This is a genomic window from Streptomyces siamensis (genome assembly GCF_039543605.1).
GTDB lineage: Bacteria > Actinomycetota > Actinomycetes > Streptomycetales > Streptomycetaceae > Streptomyces > Streptomyces siamensis.
Map to the genome: position 1 here is coordinate 45812 of NZ_BAABKB010000030.1, position 19355 is coordinate 65166.

The following is a 19355-nucleotide window of genomic DNA, read 5'->3' on the forward strand; positions in this document are numbered from 1 at the left end:
AGGAGGCCACGCTCTATGGCAAGGCCCGACAAGGCTGCCGCGGTAGCCGAGCTCGCGGACCAGTTCCGCAGCTCGAACGCCGCTGTGCTGACCGAGTACCGGGGTCTCACCGTGGCGCAGCTCAAGACGCTGCGTCGTTCGCTCGGTGACGACGCCCAGTACGCCGTGGTGAAGAACACGCTGACCAAGATTGCGGCCAACGAGGCCGGGATCTCCACGCTCGACGACCTGTTCAACGGTCCGACGGCGGTCGCTTTCATCACCGGTGACCCGGTGGTGTCGGCGAAGGGTCTTCGTGACTTCGCCAAGGACAACCCGAACCTCGTCATCAAGGGCGGTGTCCTTGACGGCAAGGCGCTGTCCGCCGACGAGATCAAGAAGCTTGCGGACCTCGAGTCCCGCGAGGTTCTGCTCGCCAAGCTGGCGGGTGCCTTCAAGGGCAAGCAGACGCAGACTGCGCAGCTCTTCCAGGCGCTTCCCTCGAAGCTCGTCCGCACCGTGGACGCTCTTCGTGCCAAGCAGGACGAGCAGGGCGGTGCCGAGTAATTCGGCTCGCACGTTGACCGACGCCGCCTGAGGCGACGGTCGAAGCGGGCCGAAAGTACGCCCGCCGACATGTACATCCGGCACCAGCCGAATTAGTGGAAGGATCGCCCATCATGGCGAAGCTCAGCCAGGAAGACCTGCTCGCTCAGTTCGAGGAGATGACCCTCATCGAGCTCTCCGAGTTCGTGAAGGCCTTCGAGGAGAAGTTCGACGTCACCGCCGCCGCGGCCGTCGCCGTTGCCGCCCCGGGCGCCCCCGGTGCCCCGGCCGAGGCCGCTGAGGAGAAGGACGAGTTCGACGTCATCCTCACGGGCGCCGGCGACAAGAAGATCCAGGTCATCAAGGTCGTGCGCGAGCTGACCTCCCTGGGTCTGAAGGAGGCCAAGGACCTCGTCGACGGCACCCCGAAGCCGGTCCTGGAGAAGGTCAACAAGGAGGCCGCGGACAAGGCTGCCGAGGCCCTCAAGGGCGCCGGTGCGGCCGTCGAGGTCAAGTAAGACCTCACGGTCCCCGCGGACCGTACCCGCGAGCTGAAGCAGCTCCCTCCGGCGGCGCCACGAGGCGTTCCGGCGGCGCTGTAACGCTGACGCACTGAAGAGCGATCACCCAACTGGGTGGTCGCTCTTCGGCGTTCCAGGGGGTCGCCGCGGCGGCTGCCTTGCGCTGTCGGTGGCGACGAGTATGGTGATCTTCGTTGTGCCTCCGCCCGCCCTGTGACGGGGCGCGAGACGGGTTGCAAGAGGTGCCGCACGTGACGATCGCGGCACTTGCTTGGGGCATGGGGGGCCTTGACGAACCGCACGCAGCGCGCAATTCTCAGGACGCGTCGTCACAACGATCCGAATCCGAGGCATGGATCGACGACGAAGAGGGCAGTATCGATGTGCATTGAGGGCGTGGCTTGCCGCAGGTGTTGAGAACAACGAGGGTCTCAAAAAACCGGGACTGGACATCAGTGGGCCGAGTGGCTACACTGACCCTTTGCGCTGCCTGTTAGCTGCCTCCTGCCCGTCACCAGGGGCATGCCCGTGTATGAGCACCGACGATTGAATCGTCCCTGACCTGGCCTTATTCGGCTGATTCGGGAACGGCCTCTCTCTGTGTCCAGCATGGGACCGGTACGCGCGTAGTGAGTCCGAGCCCTCGGAAGGACCCCCTCTTGGCCGCCTCGCGCACTGCCTCGACCGCGAATACGAACAACGGCGCCAGCACCGCCCCGCTGCGCATCTCCTTTGCAAAGATCAAGGAGCCCCTTGAGGTTCCGAACCTTCTTGCGTTGCAAACCGAGAGCTTCGACTGGCTGCTCGGCAACGACGCGTGGAAGGCTCGTGTCGAGGCGGCTCTGGACAACGGACAGGACGTCCCCACGAAGTCCGGTCTGGAGGAGATCTTCGAGGAGATCTCCCCGATCGAGGACTTCTCCGGGTCGATGTCGCTGACGTTCCGCGACCACCGCTTCGAGCCCCCGAAGAACTCCATCGACGAGTGCAAGGAGCGCGACTTCACGTACGCGGCCCCGCTCTTCGTCACCGCCGAGTTCACCAACAACGAGACCGGCGAGATCAAGTCCCAGACGGTCTTCATGGGCGACTTCCCGCTCATGACCAACAAGGGCACCTTCGTCATCAACGGCACCGAGCGTGTCGTGGTGTCGCAGCTCGTCCGCTCGCCGGGCGTCTACTTCGACTCCTCCATCGACAAGACGTCCGACAAGGACATCTTCTCGGCCAAGGTCATCCCGTCCCGGGGTGCCTGGCTGGAGATGGAGATCGACAAGCGCGACATGGTCGGTGTGCGCATCGACCGCAAGCGCAAGCAGTCCGTGACCGTCCTGCTCAAGGCTCTCGGTTGGACGACCGAGCAGATCCTCGAGGAGTTCGGCGAGTACGAGTCCATGCGCGCCACCCTGGAGAAGGACCACACCCAGGGCCAGGACGACGCGCTGCTCGACATCTACCGCAAGCTGCGTCCGGGCGAGCCCCCCACGCGTGAGGCCGCGCAGACGCTGCTCGAGAACCTCTACTTCAACCCGAAGCGCTACGACCTCGCGAAGGTCGGCCGCTACAAGGTCAACAAGAAGCTGGGCGGCGACGCCCCGCTCGACGCCGGCATCCTGACCGTCGAGGACATCATCTCGACGATCAAGTACCTGGTGAAGCTGCACGCCGGTGAGACCGAGACCGTCGGTGACAACGGCACGTCGATCGTCGTCGAGACCGACGACATCGACCACTTCGGCAACCGTCGTCTGCGCAACGTCGGCGAGCTCATCCAGAACCAGGTCCGCACGGGTCTGGCTCGTATGGAGCGCGTCGTCCGCGAGCGCATGACGACCCAGGACGTCGAGGCGATCACGCCGCAGACCCTGATCAACATCCGGCCGGTCGTCGCCTCCATCAAGGAGTTCTTCGGCACCAGCCAGCTGTCGCAGTTCATGGACCAGAACAACCCGCTGTCCGGGCTGACGCACAAGCGTCGTCTGTCCGCGCTCGGCCCGGGTGGTCTGTCCCGTGAGCGGGCCGGCTTCGAGGTCCGTGACGTGCACCCCTCGCACTACGGCCGCATGTGCCCGATCGAGACGCCCGAAGGCCCGAACATCGGTCTGATCGGCTCGCTCGCCTCCTACGGCCGCGTCAACGCGTTCGGTTTCGTCGAGACGCCGTACCGCAAGGTCGTCGAGGGTGTCGTCACCGACGAGGTCGACTACCTGACCGCCGACGAGGAGGACCGCTTCGTCATCGCGCAGGCCAACGCGCCGCTGACGGACGAGCTCCGCTTCGAGGAGTCCCGCGTCCTGGTCCGCCGTCGTGGCGGCGAGGTCGACTACGTCCCCGGTGACGACGTCGACTACATGGACGTCTCGCCGCGCCAGATGGTGTCGGTCGCGACGGCCATGATCCCGTTCCTCGAGCACGACGACGCCAACCGTGCCCTCATGGGCGCGAACATGATGCGTCAGGCCGTGCCGCTGATTAAGTCCGAGGCGCCGCTCGTCGGCACCGGCATGGAGTACCGCTGCGCCGTCGACGCCGGCGACGTGCTCAAGTCGGAGAAGGACGGTGTGGTCCAGGAGGTCTCCGCGGACTACATCACCACCGCCAACGACGACGGCACGTACACCACGTACCGCCTCGCGAAGTTCTCCCGCTCCAACCAGGGCACCTCCGTCAACCAGAAGGTTGTCGTGGACGAGGGCGCCCGGGTCATCGCCGGCCAGGTCCTGGCCGACGGTCCGGCGACCGAGAACGGCGAGATGGCGCTCGGCAAGAACCTGCTCGTGGCGTTCATGCCGTGGGAGGGTCACAACTACGAGGACGCGATCATCCTGTCGCAGCGCCTCGTGCAGGACGACGTCCTCTCCTCGATCCACATCGAGGAGCACGAGGTCGACGCCCGTGACACCAAGCTCGGCCCCGAGGAGATCACCCGGGACATCCCGAACGTCTCCGAGGAGGTCCTCGCCGACCTCGACGAGCGCGGCATCATCCGCATCGGTGCCGAGGTCATCGCCGGCGACATCCTCGTCGGCAAGGTGACCCCCAAGGGCGAGACCGAGCTGACCCCCGAGGAGCGCCTGCTGCGCGCGATCTTCGGTGAGAAGGCCCGCGAGGTCCGCGACACCTCCCTGAAGGTGCCGCACGGCGAGACCGGCAAGGTCATCGGCGTCCGCGTCTTCGACCGTGAGGAGGGCGACGAGCTGCCGCCGGGCGTGAACCAGCTGGTTCGTGTCTACGTGGCGCAGAAGCGCAAGATCACGGACGGTGACAAGCTCGCCGGCCGTCACGGCAACAAGGGTGTCATCTCCAAGATCCTGCCGATCGAGGACATGCCGTTCCTCGAGGACGGCACCCCGGTCGACATCATCCTCAACCCCCTCGGTGTGCCGTCCCGAATGAACCCGGGACAGGTCCTGGAGATCCACCTCGGCTGGCTCGCCAGCCGCGGCTGGGACGTCTCCGGCCTGGCCGACGAGTGGGCGCAGCGCCTGCAGGTCATCGGTGCCGACCAGGTCGCCCCGCGCACCAACGTCGCCACCCCGGTCTTCGACGGTGCGCGTGAGGACGAGCTCGCGGGCCTGCTGCAGCACACCATCCCGAACCGCGACGGCGAGCGCATGGTGCTCCCGACCGGTAAGGCGAGGCTGTTCGACGGCCGCTCCGGCGAGCCGTTCCCGGACCCGATCTCCGTCGGGTACATGTACATCCTCAAGCTGCACCACCTGGTCGACGACAAGCTGCACGCCCGTTCGACCGGTCCGTACTCGATGATCACCCAGCAGCCGCTGGGTGGTAAGGCCCAGTTCGGTGGCCAGCGCTTCGGTGAGATGGAGGTGTGGGCGCTCGAGGCTTACGGCGCCGCGTACGCCCTCCAGGAGCTGCTGACCATCAAGTCCGACGACGTCACCGGCCGCGTGAAGGTCTACGAGGCCATCGTCAAGGGCGAGAACATCCCCGAGCCCGGCATCCCCGAGTCCTTCAAGGTGCTCATCAAGGAGATGCAGTCTCTCTGCCTGAACGTGGAGGTGCTGTCCAGCGACGGTATGTCCATCGAAATGCGTGACACCGACGAGGACGTCTTCCGCGCGGCGGAGGAGCTCGGCATCGACCTGTCCCGGCGCGAGCCGAGCAGCGTCGAAGAGGTCTGACGGGAGTCCGGCCGGGTTCGACAAGAACCCGGCCGGCCCCAGGACCCCCGTATCAGACCCCAAGACTTACGACCCTGAGAGGGATTGACGCATAGTGCTCGACGTCAACTTCTTCGACGAGCTCCGGATCGGCCTGGCCACCGCTGACGACATCCGTCAGTGGAGCCACGGCGAGGTCAAGAAGCCCGAGACCATCAACTACCGCACCCTCAAGCCCGAAAAGGACGGACTCTTCTGCGAGAAGATCTTCGGTCCGACCCGGGACTGGGAGTGCTACTGCGGTAAGTACAAGCGTGTCCGCTTCAAGGGCATCATCTGCGAGCGCTGTGGCGTCGAGGTCACGCGCGCCAAGGTGCGCCGTGAGCGGATGGGCCACATCGAGCTGGCCGCTCCCGTCACCCACATCTGGTACTTCAAGGGCGTTCCGTCGCGCCTCGGCTACCTGCTCGACCTCGCCCCGAAGGACCTGGAGAAGGTCATCTACTTCGCGGCGTACATGATCACGTACGTCGACGAGGAGCGCCGCACCCGCGACCTGCCCTCGCTGGAGGCCCACGTCTCCGTCGAGCGTCAGCAGATCGAGAACCGCCGCGACGCCGACCTCGAGGCCCGCGCCAAGAAGCTCGAGACCGACCTGGCCGAGCTCGAGGCCGAGGGTGCCAAGGCCGACGTGCGCCGCAAGGTGCGCGAGGGCGCCGAGCGTGAGATGAAGCAGCTGCGCGACCGCGCGCAGCGCGAGATCGACCGTCTCGACGAGGTGTGGACCCGCTTCAAGAACCTCAAGGTCCAGGACCTGGAGGGCGACGAGCTCCTCTACCGCGAGCTGCGTGACCGCTTCGGCACGTACTTCGACGGTTCGATGGGCGCCGCGGCGCTGCAGAAGCGCCTGGAGTCCTTCGACCTGGAGGAGGAGGCCGAGCGCCTCCGCGAGATCATCCGTACCGGCAAGGGCCAGAAGAAGACCCGTGCGCTCAAGCGCCTCAAGGTCGTCTCCGCGTTCCTGCAGACCAGCAACAGCCCCAAGGGCATGGTGCTCGACTGCGTGCCGGTCATCCCGCCGGACCTGCGTCCGATGGTGCAGCTGGACGGTGGCCGCTTCGCGACCTCCGACCTGAACGACCTGTACCGCCGTGTCATCAACCGCAACAACCGCCTGAAGCGGCTTCTCGACCTCGGCGCGCCCGAGATCATCGTGAACAACGAGAAGCGCATGCTCCAGGAGGCGGTCGACGCCCTCTTCGACAACGGCCGTCGTGGTCGCCCGGTGACGGGCCCCGGCAACCGTCCGCTGAAGTCCCTCAGCGACATGCTGAAGGGCAAGCAGGGTCGATTCCGTCAGAACCTGCTCGGCAAGCGTGTGGACTACTCCGCGCGTTCCGTGATCGTCGTCGGTCCGCAGCTGAAGCTGCACCAGTGTGGTCTGCCGAAGGCCATGGCGCTGGAGCTCTTCAAGCCGTTCGTGATGAAGCGCCTGGTCGACCTGAACCACGCGCAGAACATCAAGAGCGCCAAGCGGATGGTCGAGCGCGGCCGCACGGTCGTGTACGACGTCCTCGAAGAGGTCATCGCCGAGCACCCGGTTCTGCTGAACCGTGCGCCCACGCTGCACCGCCTCGGCATCCAGGCCTTCGAGCCCCAGCTGGTCGAGGGCAAGGCCATCCAGATCCACCCGCTCGTCTGCACCGCGTTCAACGCGGACTTCGACGGCGACCAGATGGCCGTGCACCTTCCGCTGTCCGCGGAGGCGCAGGCCGAGGCCCGCATCCTGATGCTGTCCTCGAACAACATCCTCAAGCCGGCCGACGGCCGCCCGGTCACGATGCCGACCCAGGACATGGTCCTCGGTCTGTTCTTCCTGACCACCGACGGCGCGCTGCGTAACGTCAAGGGCGAGGACCGGTCCTTCGGCTCCGCGGCCGAGGCGATCATGGCGTTCGACGCCGGCGAGCTCTCGCTGCAGTCGCGCGTGGACATCCGCTTCCCGGTGGGCACCATCCCGCCGCGCGGCTGGACCCCGCCGGTGCAGGAGGAGGGCGAGCCCGAGTGGCAGCCCGGCGACACCTTCCGTCTGCGGACGACCCTGGGCCGCGCGCTCTTCAACGAGCTGCTGCCCGAGGACTACCCGTTCGTCGACTACGAGGTCGGCAAGAAGCAGCTCTCCGAGATCGTCAACGACCTCGCCGAGCGCTACCCCAAGGTCATCGTGGCGGCGACGCTCGACAACCTGAAGGCGGCGGGCTTCTACTGGGCGACCCGCTCCGGCGTCACCGTGGCCATCTCCGACATCGTCGTTCCCGAGGCGAAGAAGGAGATCGTCAAGGGCTACGAGGCGCAGGACGAGAAGGTCCAGAAGCAGTACGAGCGCGGTCTGATCACCAAGGACGAGCGCACGCAGGAGCTCATCGCGATCTGGACCAAGGCGACCAACGAGGTTGCCGAGGCGATGAACGCGAACTTCCCGAAGACGAACCCCATCTTCATGATGGTTGACTCGGGTGCCCGAGGAAACATGATGCAGATGCGTCAGATCGCCGGTATGCGTGGTCTGGTGTCGAACGCGAAGAACGAGACGATCCCGCGTCCGATCAAGGCGTCCTTCCGTGAGGGCCTGTCCGTGCTGGAGTACTTCATCTCCACGCACGGTGCCCGTAAGGGTCTGGCGGACACCGCTCTGCGTACCGCCGACTCGGGTTACCTCACCCGTCGTCTGGTCGACGTCTCCCAGGACGTCATCATCCGCGAGGAGGACTGCGGCACCGACCGTGGCCTCAAGCTGCACATCGCGGAGCGCGGCGCGGACGGCGTCCTGCGCAAGGCGGACAACGTCGAGACCAGCGTGTACGCACGTGCGCTGGCCGAGGACATCGTCGTCGACGGCGTGGTGCTGGCCCCGGCCAACACCGACCTGGGCGACGTCCTCATCGACGAGCTGGTCAAGCACGGCATCGAGGAGGTCAAGACCCGCTCGGTCCTGACCTGCGAGTCCGCCGTCGGCACCTGCGCCATGTGCTACGGCCGTTCGCTGGCCACCGGCAAGCTGGTCGACATCGGTGAGGCGGTCGGCATCATCGCCGCCCAGTCCATCGGTGAGCCCGGTACCCAGCTGACGATGCGTACCTTCCACACCGGTGGTGTGGCCGGTGACGACATCACCCAGGGTCTGCCCCGTGTCGTCGAGCTCTTCGAGGCCCGTACCCCGAAGGGTGTCGCCCCGATCTCCGAGGCCTCCGGCCGCGTGCGGATCGAGGAGACCGAGAAGACCAAGAAGATCGTCGTCACCCCGGACGACGGCAGCGACGAGACGGCGTTCCCGATCTCGAAGCGTGCCCGACTCCTGGTCAGCGAGGGCGAGCACGTCGAGGTGGGCCAGAAGCTCACCGTGGGTGCCACCAACCCGCACGACGTGCTGCGCATCCTGGGTCAGCGTGCCGTCCAGGTCCACCTGGTCGGCGAGGTCCAGAAGGTCTACAACTCGCAGGGTGTGTCGATCCACGACAAGCACATCGAGATCATCATCCGGCAGATGCTGCGCCGTGTGACGATCATCGAGTCGGGCGACGCGGAGCTGCTGCCCGGCGAGCTGGTCGAGCGCTCGAAGTTCGAGACCGAGAACCGTCGTGTGGTCCAGGAGGGTGGTCACCCGGCTTCGGGTCGTCCGCAGCTCATGGGTATCACCAAGGCCTCGCTGGCGACGGAGTCCTGGCTGTCGGCCGCCTCCTTCCAGGAGACGACCCGAGTTCTGACGGACGCGGCGATCAACGCCAAGTCCGACAGCCTCATCGGCCTCAAGGAGAACGTCATCATCGGTAAGCTCATCCCGGCCGGTACGGGTCTGTCCCGCTACCGCAACATCCGGGTCGAGCCGACCGAGGAGGCCAAGGCCGCGATGTACTCGGCCGTCGGCTACGACGACATCGACTACTCGCCGTTCGGCACGGGCTCCGGCCAGGCCGTTCCGCTGGAGGACTACGACTACGGTCCGTACAACCAGTAAGCGGGCAGTTTGAACCGAAGGGCGGTCACCCTGTGGGGTGACCGCCCTTCGGCGTTGTTCGGGTCTGTCGTTCGAGTGATCGCTCCGTGTCGGCGACCACAGTCCGTGTCCACCCGGAGGTCGGTGTGCGAGCTTGTGCCGGACCCGGCCCAGTGGACGCGGAGGTGCCGACGCCATGACGTCAGCGATTGCCCGATGCCTGGCCGTGGCGGCGGCGTTGGTGGCGCCGGCGGCAACGGCGGCCTGTGGGGGAGGGGCGACGCCTCCCGCACCGATCCGCCGACGACGCCTGCCGAAGACGAGTCACCGGCCCCACAGACGTAGCACGGCGGTCTTCTCGGCGCCGCGGATCTCCAGCCAGGCGGCGCGGTCGTCGGGCGGTACCACCACGCGGCGGTCCTTCCAGCGCGAGGTGTAGGAGACCAGGTAGAAGCGGGCCGGTGACTTCGCGAGGAGACGGAAGCCCCCGTACTCGTACCGGTAGGCCCGTTCGCGCTGTCGTGGTCGCGGAACTCGATGCCCTTCGCGGAGTGGGTGAGGCGCAAGATGGACGGCACAGACGGCCGGCGTGGACCCCACGGCCACCATCAGGGCCGGTACGAAGACGCGCGGCCGGCCCGCCGGGAAAAGAACCGGCAGGTACGAGAACAAGGTCGGAAGACCCAGGAGCACCATGGCCGTACCGACGGCAAGCAACAGGATGATCGCCGTACGGCGATGAGTGTCATGCCCCGGCCCGGCGAGGTCTGTTGGCGCGCTGTCGGGCCCGCACGCGGGGACCCTCCGCCGGGCCGACCGCGCCCCGCACACCGGTCGCACGGACATGCGCCGATCGCCAATTCGAAGATCACGTAGCGTACAGCGGCTTGACATCGACCGCAGCCTGGGGCCTCCGGACTCCATTTGTTTTGACCGCAGCGAATGAGGTAGGTACGCTCAGACCTTGTGCCTGGGGTGTGCCCTGGCCCCCGTGCGTGCCTTCAACCGCAAGGGGTGCCGTGCGCGGCCACCGTAATCTGCGCCCTTTTCGCCTCGCGGCGGAAGTCAGCAGCTTCGACACACCCGACCGCGTGGGTCGGCGACGTTCCAGGTTAGCTTCACCATTCGGCACACAGAAACCGGAGAAGTAGTGCCTACGATCCAGCAGCTGGTCCGTAAGGGCCGGCAGGACAAGGTCGAGAAGAACAAGACGCCCGCACTCGAGGGTTCCCCTCAGCGTCGTGGCGTCTGCACGCGTGTGTTCACGACCACCCCGAAGAAGCCGAACTCGGCCCTGCGTAAGGTCGCGCGTGTGCGTCTGACCAGCGGGATCGAGGTCACCGCTTACATTCCGGGTGAGGGACACAACCTGCAGGAGCACTCCATCGTGCTCGTGCGCGGCGGCCGTGTGAAGGACCTGCCGGGTGTTCGCTACAAGATCATCCGTGGTTCGCTCGACACCCAGGGTGTCAAGAACCGCAAGCAGGCCCGCAGCCGCTACGGCGCCAAGAAGGAGAAGTAAGAATGCCTCGTAAGGGCCCCGCCCCGAAGCGCCCGGTCATCATCGACCCGGTCTACGGTTCTCCTCTTGTCACCTCCCTGATCAACAAGGTGCTGCTGAACGGCAAGCGCTCCACCGCCGAGCGCATCGTCTACGGCGCCATGGAGGGCCTGCGCGAGAAGACCGGCAACGACCCGGTCATCACGCTGAAGCGCGCTCTTGAGAACATCAAGCCGACCCTCGAGGTCAAGTCCCGCCGTGTCGGTGGCGCCACCTACCAGGTGCCGGTCGAGGTCAAGCCCGGCCGCGCCAACACCCTGGCGCTGCGCTGGCTGGTCGGCTACTCCCGCGCCCGTCGCGAGAAGACCATGACCGAGCGTCTGCTCAACGAGCTTCTCGACGCCTCGAACGGCCTCGGTGCGGCCGTGAAGAAGCGCGAGGACACCCACAAGATGGCCGAGTCCAACAAGGCCTTCGCGCACTACCGCTGGTAGTCGCTACCCACATCGAGACCGAGAGAAGACTGAAGCCTTATGGCTACCACTTCACTTGACCTGGCCAGGGTCCGAAACATCGGGATCATGGCCCACATCGACGCGGGCAAGACGACCACCACCGAGCGGATCCTCTTCTACACCGGCGTCAGCTACAAGATCGGTGAAGTCCACGACGGCGCTGCCACCATGGACTGGATGGAGCAGGAGCAGGAGCGTGGCATCACGATCACCTCTGCTGCCACCACCTGTCACTGGCCGCTTGAGGACAACGACTACACGATCAACATCATCGACACCCCGGGCCACGTCGACTTCACGGTCGAGGTGGAGCGCTCGCTGCGCGTCCTCGACGGTGCCGTCACGGTGTTCGACGGTGTCGCCGGTGTCGAGCCGCAGTCCGAGACGGTGTGGCGTCAGGCCGACCGTTACGGCGTGCCGCGCATCTGCTTCGTGAACAAGCTGGACCGTACCGGCGCCGAGTTCCACCGCTGCGTGGACATGATCTCGGACCGCCTGGGCGCCCAGCCGCTCGTCATGCAGCTTCCGATCGGCGCCGAGGCCGACTTCAAGGGCGTCGTGGACCTGGTCCGCATGAAGGCGCTCGTGTGGTCCGCCGAGGCGGCGAAGGGCGAGATGTACGACGTCGTCGACATCCCGGCCACGCACACCGAGGCCGCCGAGGAGTGGCGCGGCAAGCTGGTCGAGGCCGTCGCGGAGAACGACGAAGAGATCATGGAGCTCTTCCTCGAGGGCCAGGAGCCCACCGAGGAGCAGCTGTACGCCGCGATCCGTCGCATCACCATCGCGTCCGGCAAGTCCAACGACACCACGGTCACCCCGGTGTTCTGTGGCACCGCGTTCAAGAACAAGGGCGTTCAGCCCCTGCTCGACGCGGTCGTGCGCTACCTGCCGACTCCGCTTGACGTCGAGGCCATCGAGGGCCACGACGTGAAGGACCCGGAGCTGGTCGTCAAGCGCAAGCCGTCCGACGACGAGCCGCTCTCCGCCCTCGCGTTCAAGATCATGAGCGACCCGCACCTGGGCAAGCTCACCTTCGTCCGGGTCTACTCGGGCCGCCTGGAGTCCGGCACTGCCGTGCTGAACTCCGTCAAGGGCAAGAAGGAGCGCATCGGCAAGATCTACCGCATGCACGCGAACAAGCGTGAGGAGATCGAGTCGGTGGGCGCCGGCGACATCGTCGCCGTCATGGGCCTGAAGCAGACCACCACCGGTGAGACGCTGTCCGACGACAAGAGCCCGGTGATCCTGGAGTCCATGGACTTCCCGGCGCCGGTCATCCAGGTCGCCATCGAGCCCAAGTCCAAGGGTGACCAGGAGAAGCTGGGTGTCGCCATCCAGCGTCTCGCGGAGGAGGACCCCTCCTTCCAGGTTCACTCGGACGAGGAGACCGGCCAGACCATCATCGGCGGTATGGGCGAGCTGCACCTCGAGGTGCTGGTCGACCGCATGCGCCGTGAGTTCAAGGTCGAGGCCAACGTCGGCAAGCCGCAGGTCGCGTACCGCGAGACGATCCGCAAGGCCGTCGAGCGCGTGGACTACACCCACAAGAAGCAGACCGGTGGTACCGGTCAGTTCGCCAAGGTGCAGATCGCGATCGAGCCCATCGAGGGCGGCGACGCCTCGTACGAGTTCGTGAACAAGGTGACCGGTGGTCGCATCCCGAAGGAGTACATCCCTTCGGTCGACGCCGGTGCGCAGGAGGCCATGCAGTTCGGCATCCTCGCCGGTTACGAGATGACGGGCGTCCGCGTCACGCTTCTCGACGGTGCCTACCACGAGGTCGACTCCTCCGAGCTCGCGTTCAAGATTGCCGGCTCGCAGGCCTTCAAGGAGGCCGCGCGCAAGGCGTCCCCCGTGCTCCTTGAGCCGATGATGGCCGTCGAGGTCACCACGCCCGAGGACTACATGGGTGAGGTCATCGGCGACATCAACTCCCGCCGTGGCCAGATCCAGGCCATGGAGGAGCGGGCCGGTGCCCGCGTCGTGAAGGGCCTCGTGCCCCTCTCGGAGATGTTCGGCTACGTCGGAGACCTCCGCAGCAAGACGTCGGGTCGCGCAAGCTACTCGATGCAGTTCGACTCCTACGCCGAGGTTCCGCGGAACGTCGCCGAGGAGATCATCGCGAAGGCCAAGGGCGAGTAACGCACCCCGTTTACACGCTTTAGGCTTGACACCGAACGCCGGGGTTCCGACCCCAGGGAAGAACCCCGGCGGGCGGCACCCCAGCAAAGATCACCCTGGCGCCGATGAGTAAGGCGTACAGAACCACTCCACAGGAGGACCCCAGTGGCGAAGGCGAAGTTCGAGCGGACTAAGCCGCACGTCAACATCGGCACCATCGGTCACATTGACCACGGTAAGACGACCCTCACGGCCGCCATTACCAAGGTGCTGCACGACGCGTACCCGGACCTGAACGAGGCCTCGGCCTTCGACCAGATCGACAAGGCTCCTGAGGAGCGCCAGCGCGGTATCACCATCTCCATCGCGCACGTCGAGTACCAGACCGAGACGCGTCACTACGCCCACGTCGACTGCCCCGGTCACGCGGACTACATCAAGAACATGATCACGGGTGCGGCGCAGATGGACGGCGCCATCCTCGTGGTCGCCGCCACCGACGGCCCGATGCCGCAGACCAAGGAGCACGTGCTCCTGGCCCGCCAGGTCGGCGTTCCGTACATCGTCGTCGCCCTGAACAAGGCCGACATGGTGGACGACGAGGAGATCCTGGAGCTCGTCGAGCTCGAGGTCCGTGAGCTTCTCTCCGAGTACGAGTTCCCGGGCGACGACCTGCCGGTCGTCAAGGTCTCGGCGCTCAAGGCCCTTGAGGGCGACAAGGAGTGGGGCCAGTCCGTCCTCGACCTGATGAAGGCCGTCGACGAGAACATCCCGCAGCCCGAGCGTGACGTCGACAAGCCGTTCCTGATGCCGATCGAGGACGTCTTCACGATCACCGGTCGCGGTACGGTCGTCACCGGCCGTATCGAGCGTGGTGTCCTCAAGGTCAACGAGACCGTCGACATCGTGGGCATCAAGCAGGAGAAGACCACCACCACGGTCACCGGCATCGAGATGTTCCGCAAGCTGCTCGACGAGGGCCAGGCCGGTGAGAACGTCGGTCTGCTGCTCCGCGGCATCAAGCGCGAGGACGTCGAGCGCGGCCAGGTCATCATCAAGCCGGGCTCGGTCACCCCGCACACCGAGTTCGAGGCCCAGGCCTACATCCTGTCCAAGGACGAGGGTGGCCGCCACACGCCGTTCTTCAACAACTACCGTCCGCAGTTCTACTTCCGTACGACTGACGTGACCGGTGTTGTGACCCTCCCCGAGGGCACGGAGATGGTCATGCCGGGCGACAACACTGAGATGAAGGTCGAGCTCATCCAGCCCGTCGCCATGGAGGAGGGCCTCAAGTTCGCCATCCGTGAGGGTGGCCGGACCGTCGGCGCCGGCCAGGTCACCAAGATCAACAAGTAAGTTGATCCGACCTGGTAGCTCCTGACAGAGCTCCTGGAAGGGCCCGTACGACTTCGGTCGTACGGGCCCTTCCGCTGTTTTCCCCCGCTCTGCCCACCGGGCTTCCCGGCTTCGCCTACCAGGCGATCGGCAGCGCTTGCGGACCGCGGATCATCGTGCGCTGCCGGAACGGGACCTCGCCCGGGGGCACGGCGAGCCGCAGTCCGGGCAGACGCTCCAGCAAGGTGTCGAGCAGCAGCTCGATCTGCATGCGGGAGAAGACGGCACCCGTGCAGTAGTGCGGGCCGTTGCCGAACGCCATGTGCGCGCCGGCGTCCCGGTCGACGTCGATGAGGTCCGGATCCGGGAAGACCGACGGATCGCGGTTGGCGGCCAGGTAGGACACGTAGACCGGGTCACCCTTGCCGACGCGGACGCCCCCGATCTCGACGTCCTCCAGGGCGATGCGGGGGAGGCCCACCGCGGTGCGGTGCGGGATGTAGCGCAGCAGTTCCTCGACGACGGCCGGGCGCGACGCGGGGTCCTCGCGCACCCGCTCCAGCAGATCGGGACGGGTCAGCAGCAGGAAGAACATCTGGCCGCTGTTGTTGGTGAGCGCCTCACCGCCGATCTGCAGCGGGCCGGCGACGCTGACCGCTTCCTCGTGCCGCAGCTCACCGCTCTTCACCGCCGCGCCGAGCAGCGACAGCACGTCCTGGCCGCCGCTGTCGCCGCGGTCGCGGACGGCCTGCGCGATCCAGCCGAACAGGCCCTTCTTGGCGCGCTCCGAGGCCTCGGCGCCGCCCGCGGTGGAGATGATCTCCCGCGTCCAGTCGTGCACCTTCCGGCGTTCGTCGGCGGGGACGCCCATGACCTCGCACACCACGGAGATCGGGAAGGGTTCGAGAACCCGCTCGACCAGGTCGGCGGGCGGCCCGTCCTGCACCATCGCGTCGACCAGCTCGTCGAGCATCTCCTGGGCGCGGGGACGCAGCCGCCGTACCGCGCTCACCGTGTACGCGGTCGAGGCGGCGCGCCGGAGCCGGTTGTGGTCCGGCTGGTCGGCCCAGGCCAGCGCGCCGGGCCGGGGCGCGAAGTGCGGCGCCAGCCGCGTGAACTGCCGTACGGACGCCTCGGCGCGGCTGAACCGCGCGTCGTTCGTGATCATCTTGACGTCCTCGTAGCGCGTCGCCAGCCACGCCCAGTCCTCCTCCCCGTGCGGCAGCCGGATCCGGGTCAGCGGCCCCTCCCGCATCAGCTCCGCGAGCACCGGGTCGAAGTCGGTCGCGTTCGTCCCGACGTCCGGCCAGTCCCGCACGGGAGGAAGCGGCCTCTCGTCGGGCGGTCCGGCCAGGGTGGTGGTGTCTTCTGCCATGGGTCCACGATCGAGGGCCCTGCGGCGCGCTGTCGCGGGGGAGTGCTCCAGGTGGGGGCCGGGGAGAGACGGCCCGGTGCGGCTGCGTGGACGCGGGCGCCGGTGGCACCGGCGCCCGCATCGGTCACTGCATGTTCTGCACGTGCGGATGGTCGTACGAGGCCGTGCACACATAGATCTGCAGGTTGTAGCTCCGGCCGATGGTGAGCTGGGTGGAGCAGGCCGGGCCGAGGGAGTGCAGGCCCGTGTAGCCGGCGTCCTCGACCGGCCGCCAGCTGCCGCTGCCGCCGTCCCATTCGGCGCCGTCGAGGGTCAGCAGGGGCCGCACGTCCGCACCGCATTCGGGGCAGGCCATCGGGAAGGGGTCGCTGAAGCTCCAGGGGGCGTGGCCGCCGAGCTTGCAGCCGGGGGCGACGCTGAGGTCGTACTGGTAGTCGACGGTGCCGGAGTCCCCGTCCTCCCCGTCCTCCCCGTCCTTGTCGTCCTCGTCCGGGTACTGACTCTCCTCCCAGAGCGCGATCCGCTCCGCCAGGTCCTCGGGCAGCTCGTGCGGCGCCGGGTACTCGGTGACCGTCTCGGGGTGCAGGAGGCAGGGCTCGGGCAGATAGTCGCCGTTGCCGATCAGCTCCGGCAGCGGGGCGGCTGTGAGCGGGTCGGTGACATCGGCGGAGGCCCGCCAGCGCAGCCGAGCGGCGGGGACGTAGTCCTCGTGGTCGAAGGGGCACCACAGCACCTGCAGCAGGTCCGTGCCGGGCGGGCGGGGCAGCGACGGGACGTCGGAGGCGTACAGCTGCGCCACCGGGATCAGGGGGACCGGTCCGGCCTGAGGTATCCGCACCTCGGCCGAGCCCCGGTCGACGAGGGCACGCTCCTGCGGGGTGAGCAGCTCGGCACCCTCGGCACGCGGCCGACTCCACGCCTCGGCGAGCGTGCGACGCCGCAGCCGTACGTCGTCGGGGGCGATCCCGCGCAGCCGGCCCCCGACGTGGTCCGAGCAGGTCGGCCACGGCTCCTCGGCGGGCCACAGCAGGGGCCCGCCGATCGAACTGTCCGCGACCGTCGGGGCACCCGCACGCGGATGCAGCCGGACGGCACTCCGGGCCAGCGGCGCGACCTCCGGGAAGAGCGCGGTGACGTCGAGCGGACGGGGCGGAGTGGTGCGAGACATGGGAGGAGGCTACGTGCCGCGAACTCCGTTGCCTGTACAGGTGGTTGCGCCCGGCCGGGTGCCGTCGAGGGGGAGCGTCGAAAGGCCGTGGCGCTCGACGGGGCACGCGATCATGATGTCGGCACAGAGGTGCGGCTCCAGGGGATCCTGCCCCCTGAGCTGTACGCGACTACTGGCACCGAGGGCCCGGGCGGCAGGGGACTTTTCTGATGGAGGCGAGGTTCTTCGGTATGACGGGAAGGCGCGCTCCGATGTCCGAGACCGGACTGGGCTACGACGTATTCGCTCCACTGTGGGCGATTCTGGAGATCGGTGCGGTAAGGCAATCGGGGACACGCCCTCTGCGGGATGTCTCGCTCGCCGACTTCGTGGCGGGTCGCCGGCGTGAGATCGACCGTCTGCTGGAGCTGATCAGGGTCATCGGTGAATTCCGTCCCGAGACGATGGCGATCTTCGAGACGCAGGGAGGGTGGAAGGAAAGGCGTGAGGTGACGGCCGCGTACTTGTCGATGTACTCCGGATGCATCGAGGGGTATCCCCCCGACACCGACGACCCTGTCGTGCTGCGACGCATGGTTCACATGGGCGGGGATCTTCAGTTGACCACCCTCCTGAACGCCCTTGTCGGAGCGGCCTCGGTGAGGGACTCCGGCCCTGAGGCCGTCGCGCCGCTGGTGGTCGACACCGTGCGGACGGCGGGATCCCTGCTGGACGCCGACCTCGAGCGAGTCGCGTCCGACACCTTCCGGATGTGGCGCGTCAGCTTCCTGCCGGACGTACTGCGTCCCGATTCACCCGCGGAGAAGAGCGTCAAGGCCGGTCTCCGCGCCTACGCCCACGTGCTGGAGGATCTGATCGACCCGTATCCGTGATCACGCCGACGGCGAACCGGAGTGGGCCGCGCGTCCGCGGAGGCGAGGGGAAGGGCATGACCGACCGATGGGGTGGCCGCGAGGCTTGAAACAGCTTGAGGAGGGGGCGAGTTGACGGGCGAAGTGCGGCACCGGAGGGCACGGCGAGGCGGTATGAGGGCGCCGCGTGACGTGTTCTGTGCGGCACGGCCGATGCCGACGCCGCCGGTTCAGGCGGGTGCGCCGGCCCGGCCGGACGCACGCTTTCGCCCAGCCGGCGCCCCGGACCCGCTGCGTCCCCGGACGCGTCCGGGGACGGTGGAGCCGGGCGCCGAGCCAGGCGCCCGGTGGACGCGCGGGACCGCGCGCACCCCCTGGGAGGCGTGACCGTGTCAGGGCAGGCCACCCCCGTCCCGGAGTCACTGCTCGCGCGCACCGTCTTCGCCTCGCTCGGCGGCATCGTGGAGATCGCCGCGGTGAACGCGACGGGCACGTGGAGACTCGCCGACGTCTCGGTGGGAGGCTTCCTGGCGGCCAGGAGCGGCGAGATGGCACGCCTGCTGGACGGCATCCGGGCGGTGGGGCGGTTCGGCGCACCGGCGATGGCGATCGCGGACGAGCTCGGCTACCTGCGGGAACACCCGGTGACCTCGGCGTCCCTCCTGCTGTGGTCCGGGGCCGTGACCGGGGTCCCGCAGCCCCTCGGACGGCTTGAGGAACCGGAGGTCGTGCGGCGCATGTGCCGTATGGGCGCGGACCTTCAGTCGACCTGCTTCCTGGAGGCACTGACAGCGGCCGCCATCACGGCACGGGTGGAGCCCGGGGAGGGAGCGGAGCGCATCGCCGACCTCCTCCGCACCGCCTGCGACCTGGCGGACGCCACGGGCCGCAGCTCCGCCGAGACGGTGTTCCGTATGTGGCGGGTGGCCCGCCTGCCCGCCACCCTCCGCCTCGGGTCCGGCGCACCCGAGTGGGGCAAGGCGGGCTACCGGGCGTACGACGAACGGCTGGAGCGCCTGCTCGCTCCGTGGGTCTGAGGCGCAGGCCCGCCCGGAGGGCCCGGGCGCCGGCTCGGCCGCGACGGGAGGACGGACGGCAGGCCGGAGCCGATCTCTCTCCCCTCGGCATGGCCGACCGGCGGAACCGGTACCTGGCGATGGCGGACGACGGCGCGGTCTACATGGGCATGGATACGGTCTCGCTGTGGGCCGCGACACCCGACGAGGCCCTGGAAAAGCTCACCACGCCGATTCGTCCGGAAGCCGGCCGCTGATCACGGGCGGGGCGGGAGCTCGGGCCCCGGGTTTGACCTACGTCAC

14 protein-coding genes are annotated in these 19355 nt (G+C 67.6%); 11 read left to right on the forward strand and 3 right to left on the reverse strand.

What is annotated here, in order from left to right:
• The first annotated feature begins 15 nt into the window (after window positions 1-15).
• The 4 genes from rplJ to ABEB03_RS31025 all read left to right on the forward strand — a co-directional run bounded on the left by rplJ (window position 16) and on the right by ABEB03_RS31025 (window position 9185).
• Window positions 16-546 carry a 50S ribosomal protein L10 gene (gene rplJ, locus ABEB03_RS31010; RefSeq protein ID WP_028805112.1) on the forward strand — a complete coding sequence of 177 codons (531 nt, stop codon included), beginning with the start codon at window positions 16-18 and terminating at the stop codon, window positions 544-546.
• Window positions 547-659: 113 nt separating this feature from the next.
• The gene (rplL, locus tag ABEB03_RS31015) at window positions 660-1043 is read left to right on the forward strand and encodes a 50S ribosomal protein L7/L12 (protein WP_095936033.1); all 384 of its coding nucleotides are present in this window, start codon (window positions 660-662) and stop codon (window positions 1041-1043) included.
• A gap of 662 nt (window positions 1044-1705) precedes the next feature.
• Entirely contained in the window at window positions 1706-5191 is a 3486-nt protein-coding gene (gene rpoB / locus ABEB03_RS31020) for a DNA-directed RNA polymerase subunit beta (protein WP_345656190.1), read from the forward strand.
• Window positions 5192-5285: 94 nt separating this feature from the next.
• On the forward strand, window positions 5286-9185 hold the full coding sequence (locus ABEB03_RS31025) for a DNA-directed RNA polymerase subunit beta' (RefSeq protein WP_345656191.1): 3900 nt from the start codon (window positions 5286-5288) through the stop codon (window positions 9183-9185).
• Window positions 9186-9488: 303 nt separating this feature from the next.
• Here ABEB03_RS31025 and ABEB03_RS31030 read toward each other — a convergent pair whose 3' ends face one another.
• Window positions 9489-9860, reverse strand: a complete 372-nt coding sequence (locus ABEB03_RS31030; RefSeq protein ID WP_345656192.1) for a hypothetical protein — start codon at window positions 9858-9860, stop codon at window positions 9489-9491.
• Window positions 9861-10314: 454 nt separating this feature from the next.
• Between ABEB03_RS31030 and rpsL the strand changes: the two genes are divergently transcribed.
• From rpsL to tuf, 4 genes are all read left to right on the forward strand, one after another.
• Window positions 10315-10686 (forward strand): 30S ribosomal protein S12, encoded by a 372-nt coding sequence (gene rpsL / locus ABEB03_RS31035; protein ID WP_003948652.1) that lies wholly within the window; start codon window positions 10315-10317, stop codon window positions 10684-10686.
• Window positions 10687-10688: 2 nt separating this feature from the next.
• A complete protein-coding gene (gene rpsG / locus ABEB03_RS31040; protein WP_003998848.1) occupies window positions 10689-11159 on the forward strand; it encodes a 30S ribosomal protein S7 in 471 nt (156 codons plus the stop codon).
• A 39-nt stretch (window positions 11160-11198) separates the two neighbouring features.
• Window positions 11199-13325, forward strand: a complete 2127-nt coding sequence (gene fusA / locus ABEB03_RS31045; protein WP_028805103.1) for an elongation factor G — start codon at window positions 11199-11201, stop codon at window positions 13323-13325.
• A 144-nt stretch (window positions 13326-13469) separates the two neighbouring features.
• The gene (gene tuf, locus ABEB03_RS31050; protein ID WP_093905285.1) at window positions 13470-14663 is read left to right on the forward strand and encodes an elongation factor Tu; all 1194 of its coding nucleotides are present in this window, start codon (window positions 13470-13472) and stop codon (window positions 14661-14663) included.
• A gap of 115 nt (window positions 14664-14778) precedes the next feature.
• On the opposite strand, the gene ABEB03_RS31055 is transcribed toward tuf, so the two are convergent.
• Together ABEB03_RS31055 and ABEB03_RS31060 are read right to left on the reverse strand one after the other, a co-directional pair.
• Complete coding sequence (locus ABEB03_RS31055; RefSeq protein WP_345656193.1) at window positions 14779-16017, reverse strand: cytochrome P450; 1239 nt, start codon at window positions 16015-16017, stop codon at window positions 14779-14781.
• Window positions 16018-16141: 124 nt separating this feature from the next.
• Complete coding sequence (locus ABEB03_RS31060; RefSeq protein WP_345656194.1) at window positions 16142-17185, reverse strand: hypothetical protein; 1044 nt, start codon at window positions 17183-17185, stop codon at window positions 16142-16144.
• A 251-nt stretch (window positions 17186-17436) separates the two neighbouring features.
• Here ABEB03_RS31060 and ABEB03_RS31065 point away from each other — a divergent pair, with 251 nt between their 5' ends.
• The 3 genes from ABEB03_RS31065 to ABEB03_RS31075 all read left to right on the forward strand — a co-directional run bounded on the left by ABEB03_RS31065 (window position 17437) and on the right by ABEB03_RS31075 (window position 19309).
• Window positions 17437-18057: a hypothetical protein gene (locus tag ABEB03_RS31065; protein ID WP_345656195.1), complete on the forward strand. Its 621-nt coding sequence runs from the start codon at window positions 17437-17439 to the stop codon at window positions 18055-18057.
• 362 nt (window positions 18058-18419) lie between these two features.
• Window positions 18420-19073 carry a hypothetical protein gene (locus ABEB03_RS31070; protein ID WP_345656196.1) on the forward strand — a complete coding sequence of 218 codons (654 nt, stop codon included), beginning with the start codon at window positions 18420-18422 and terminating at the stop codon, window positions 19071-19073.
• A complete protein-coding gene (locus ABEB03_RS31075) occupies window positions 19064-19309 on the forward strand; it encodes an SUKH-3 domain-containing protein (protein ID WP_345656197.1) in 246 nt (81 codons plus the stop codon). The genes ABEB03_RS31070 and ABEB03_RS31075 overlap by 10 nt, the downstream gene beginning before the upstream one ends.
• The last annotated feature ends 46 nt before the right edge of the window (window positions 19310-19355 follow it).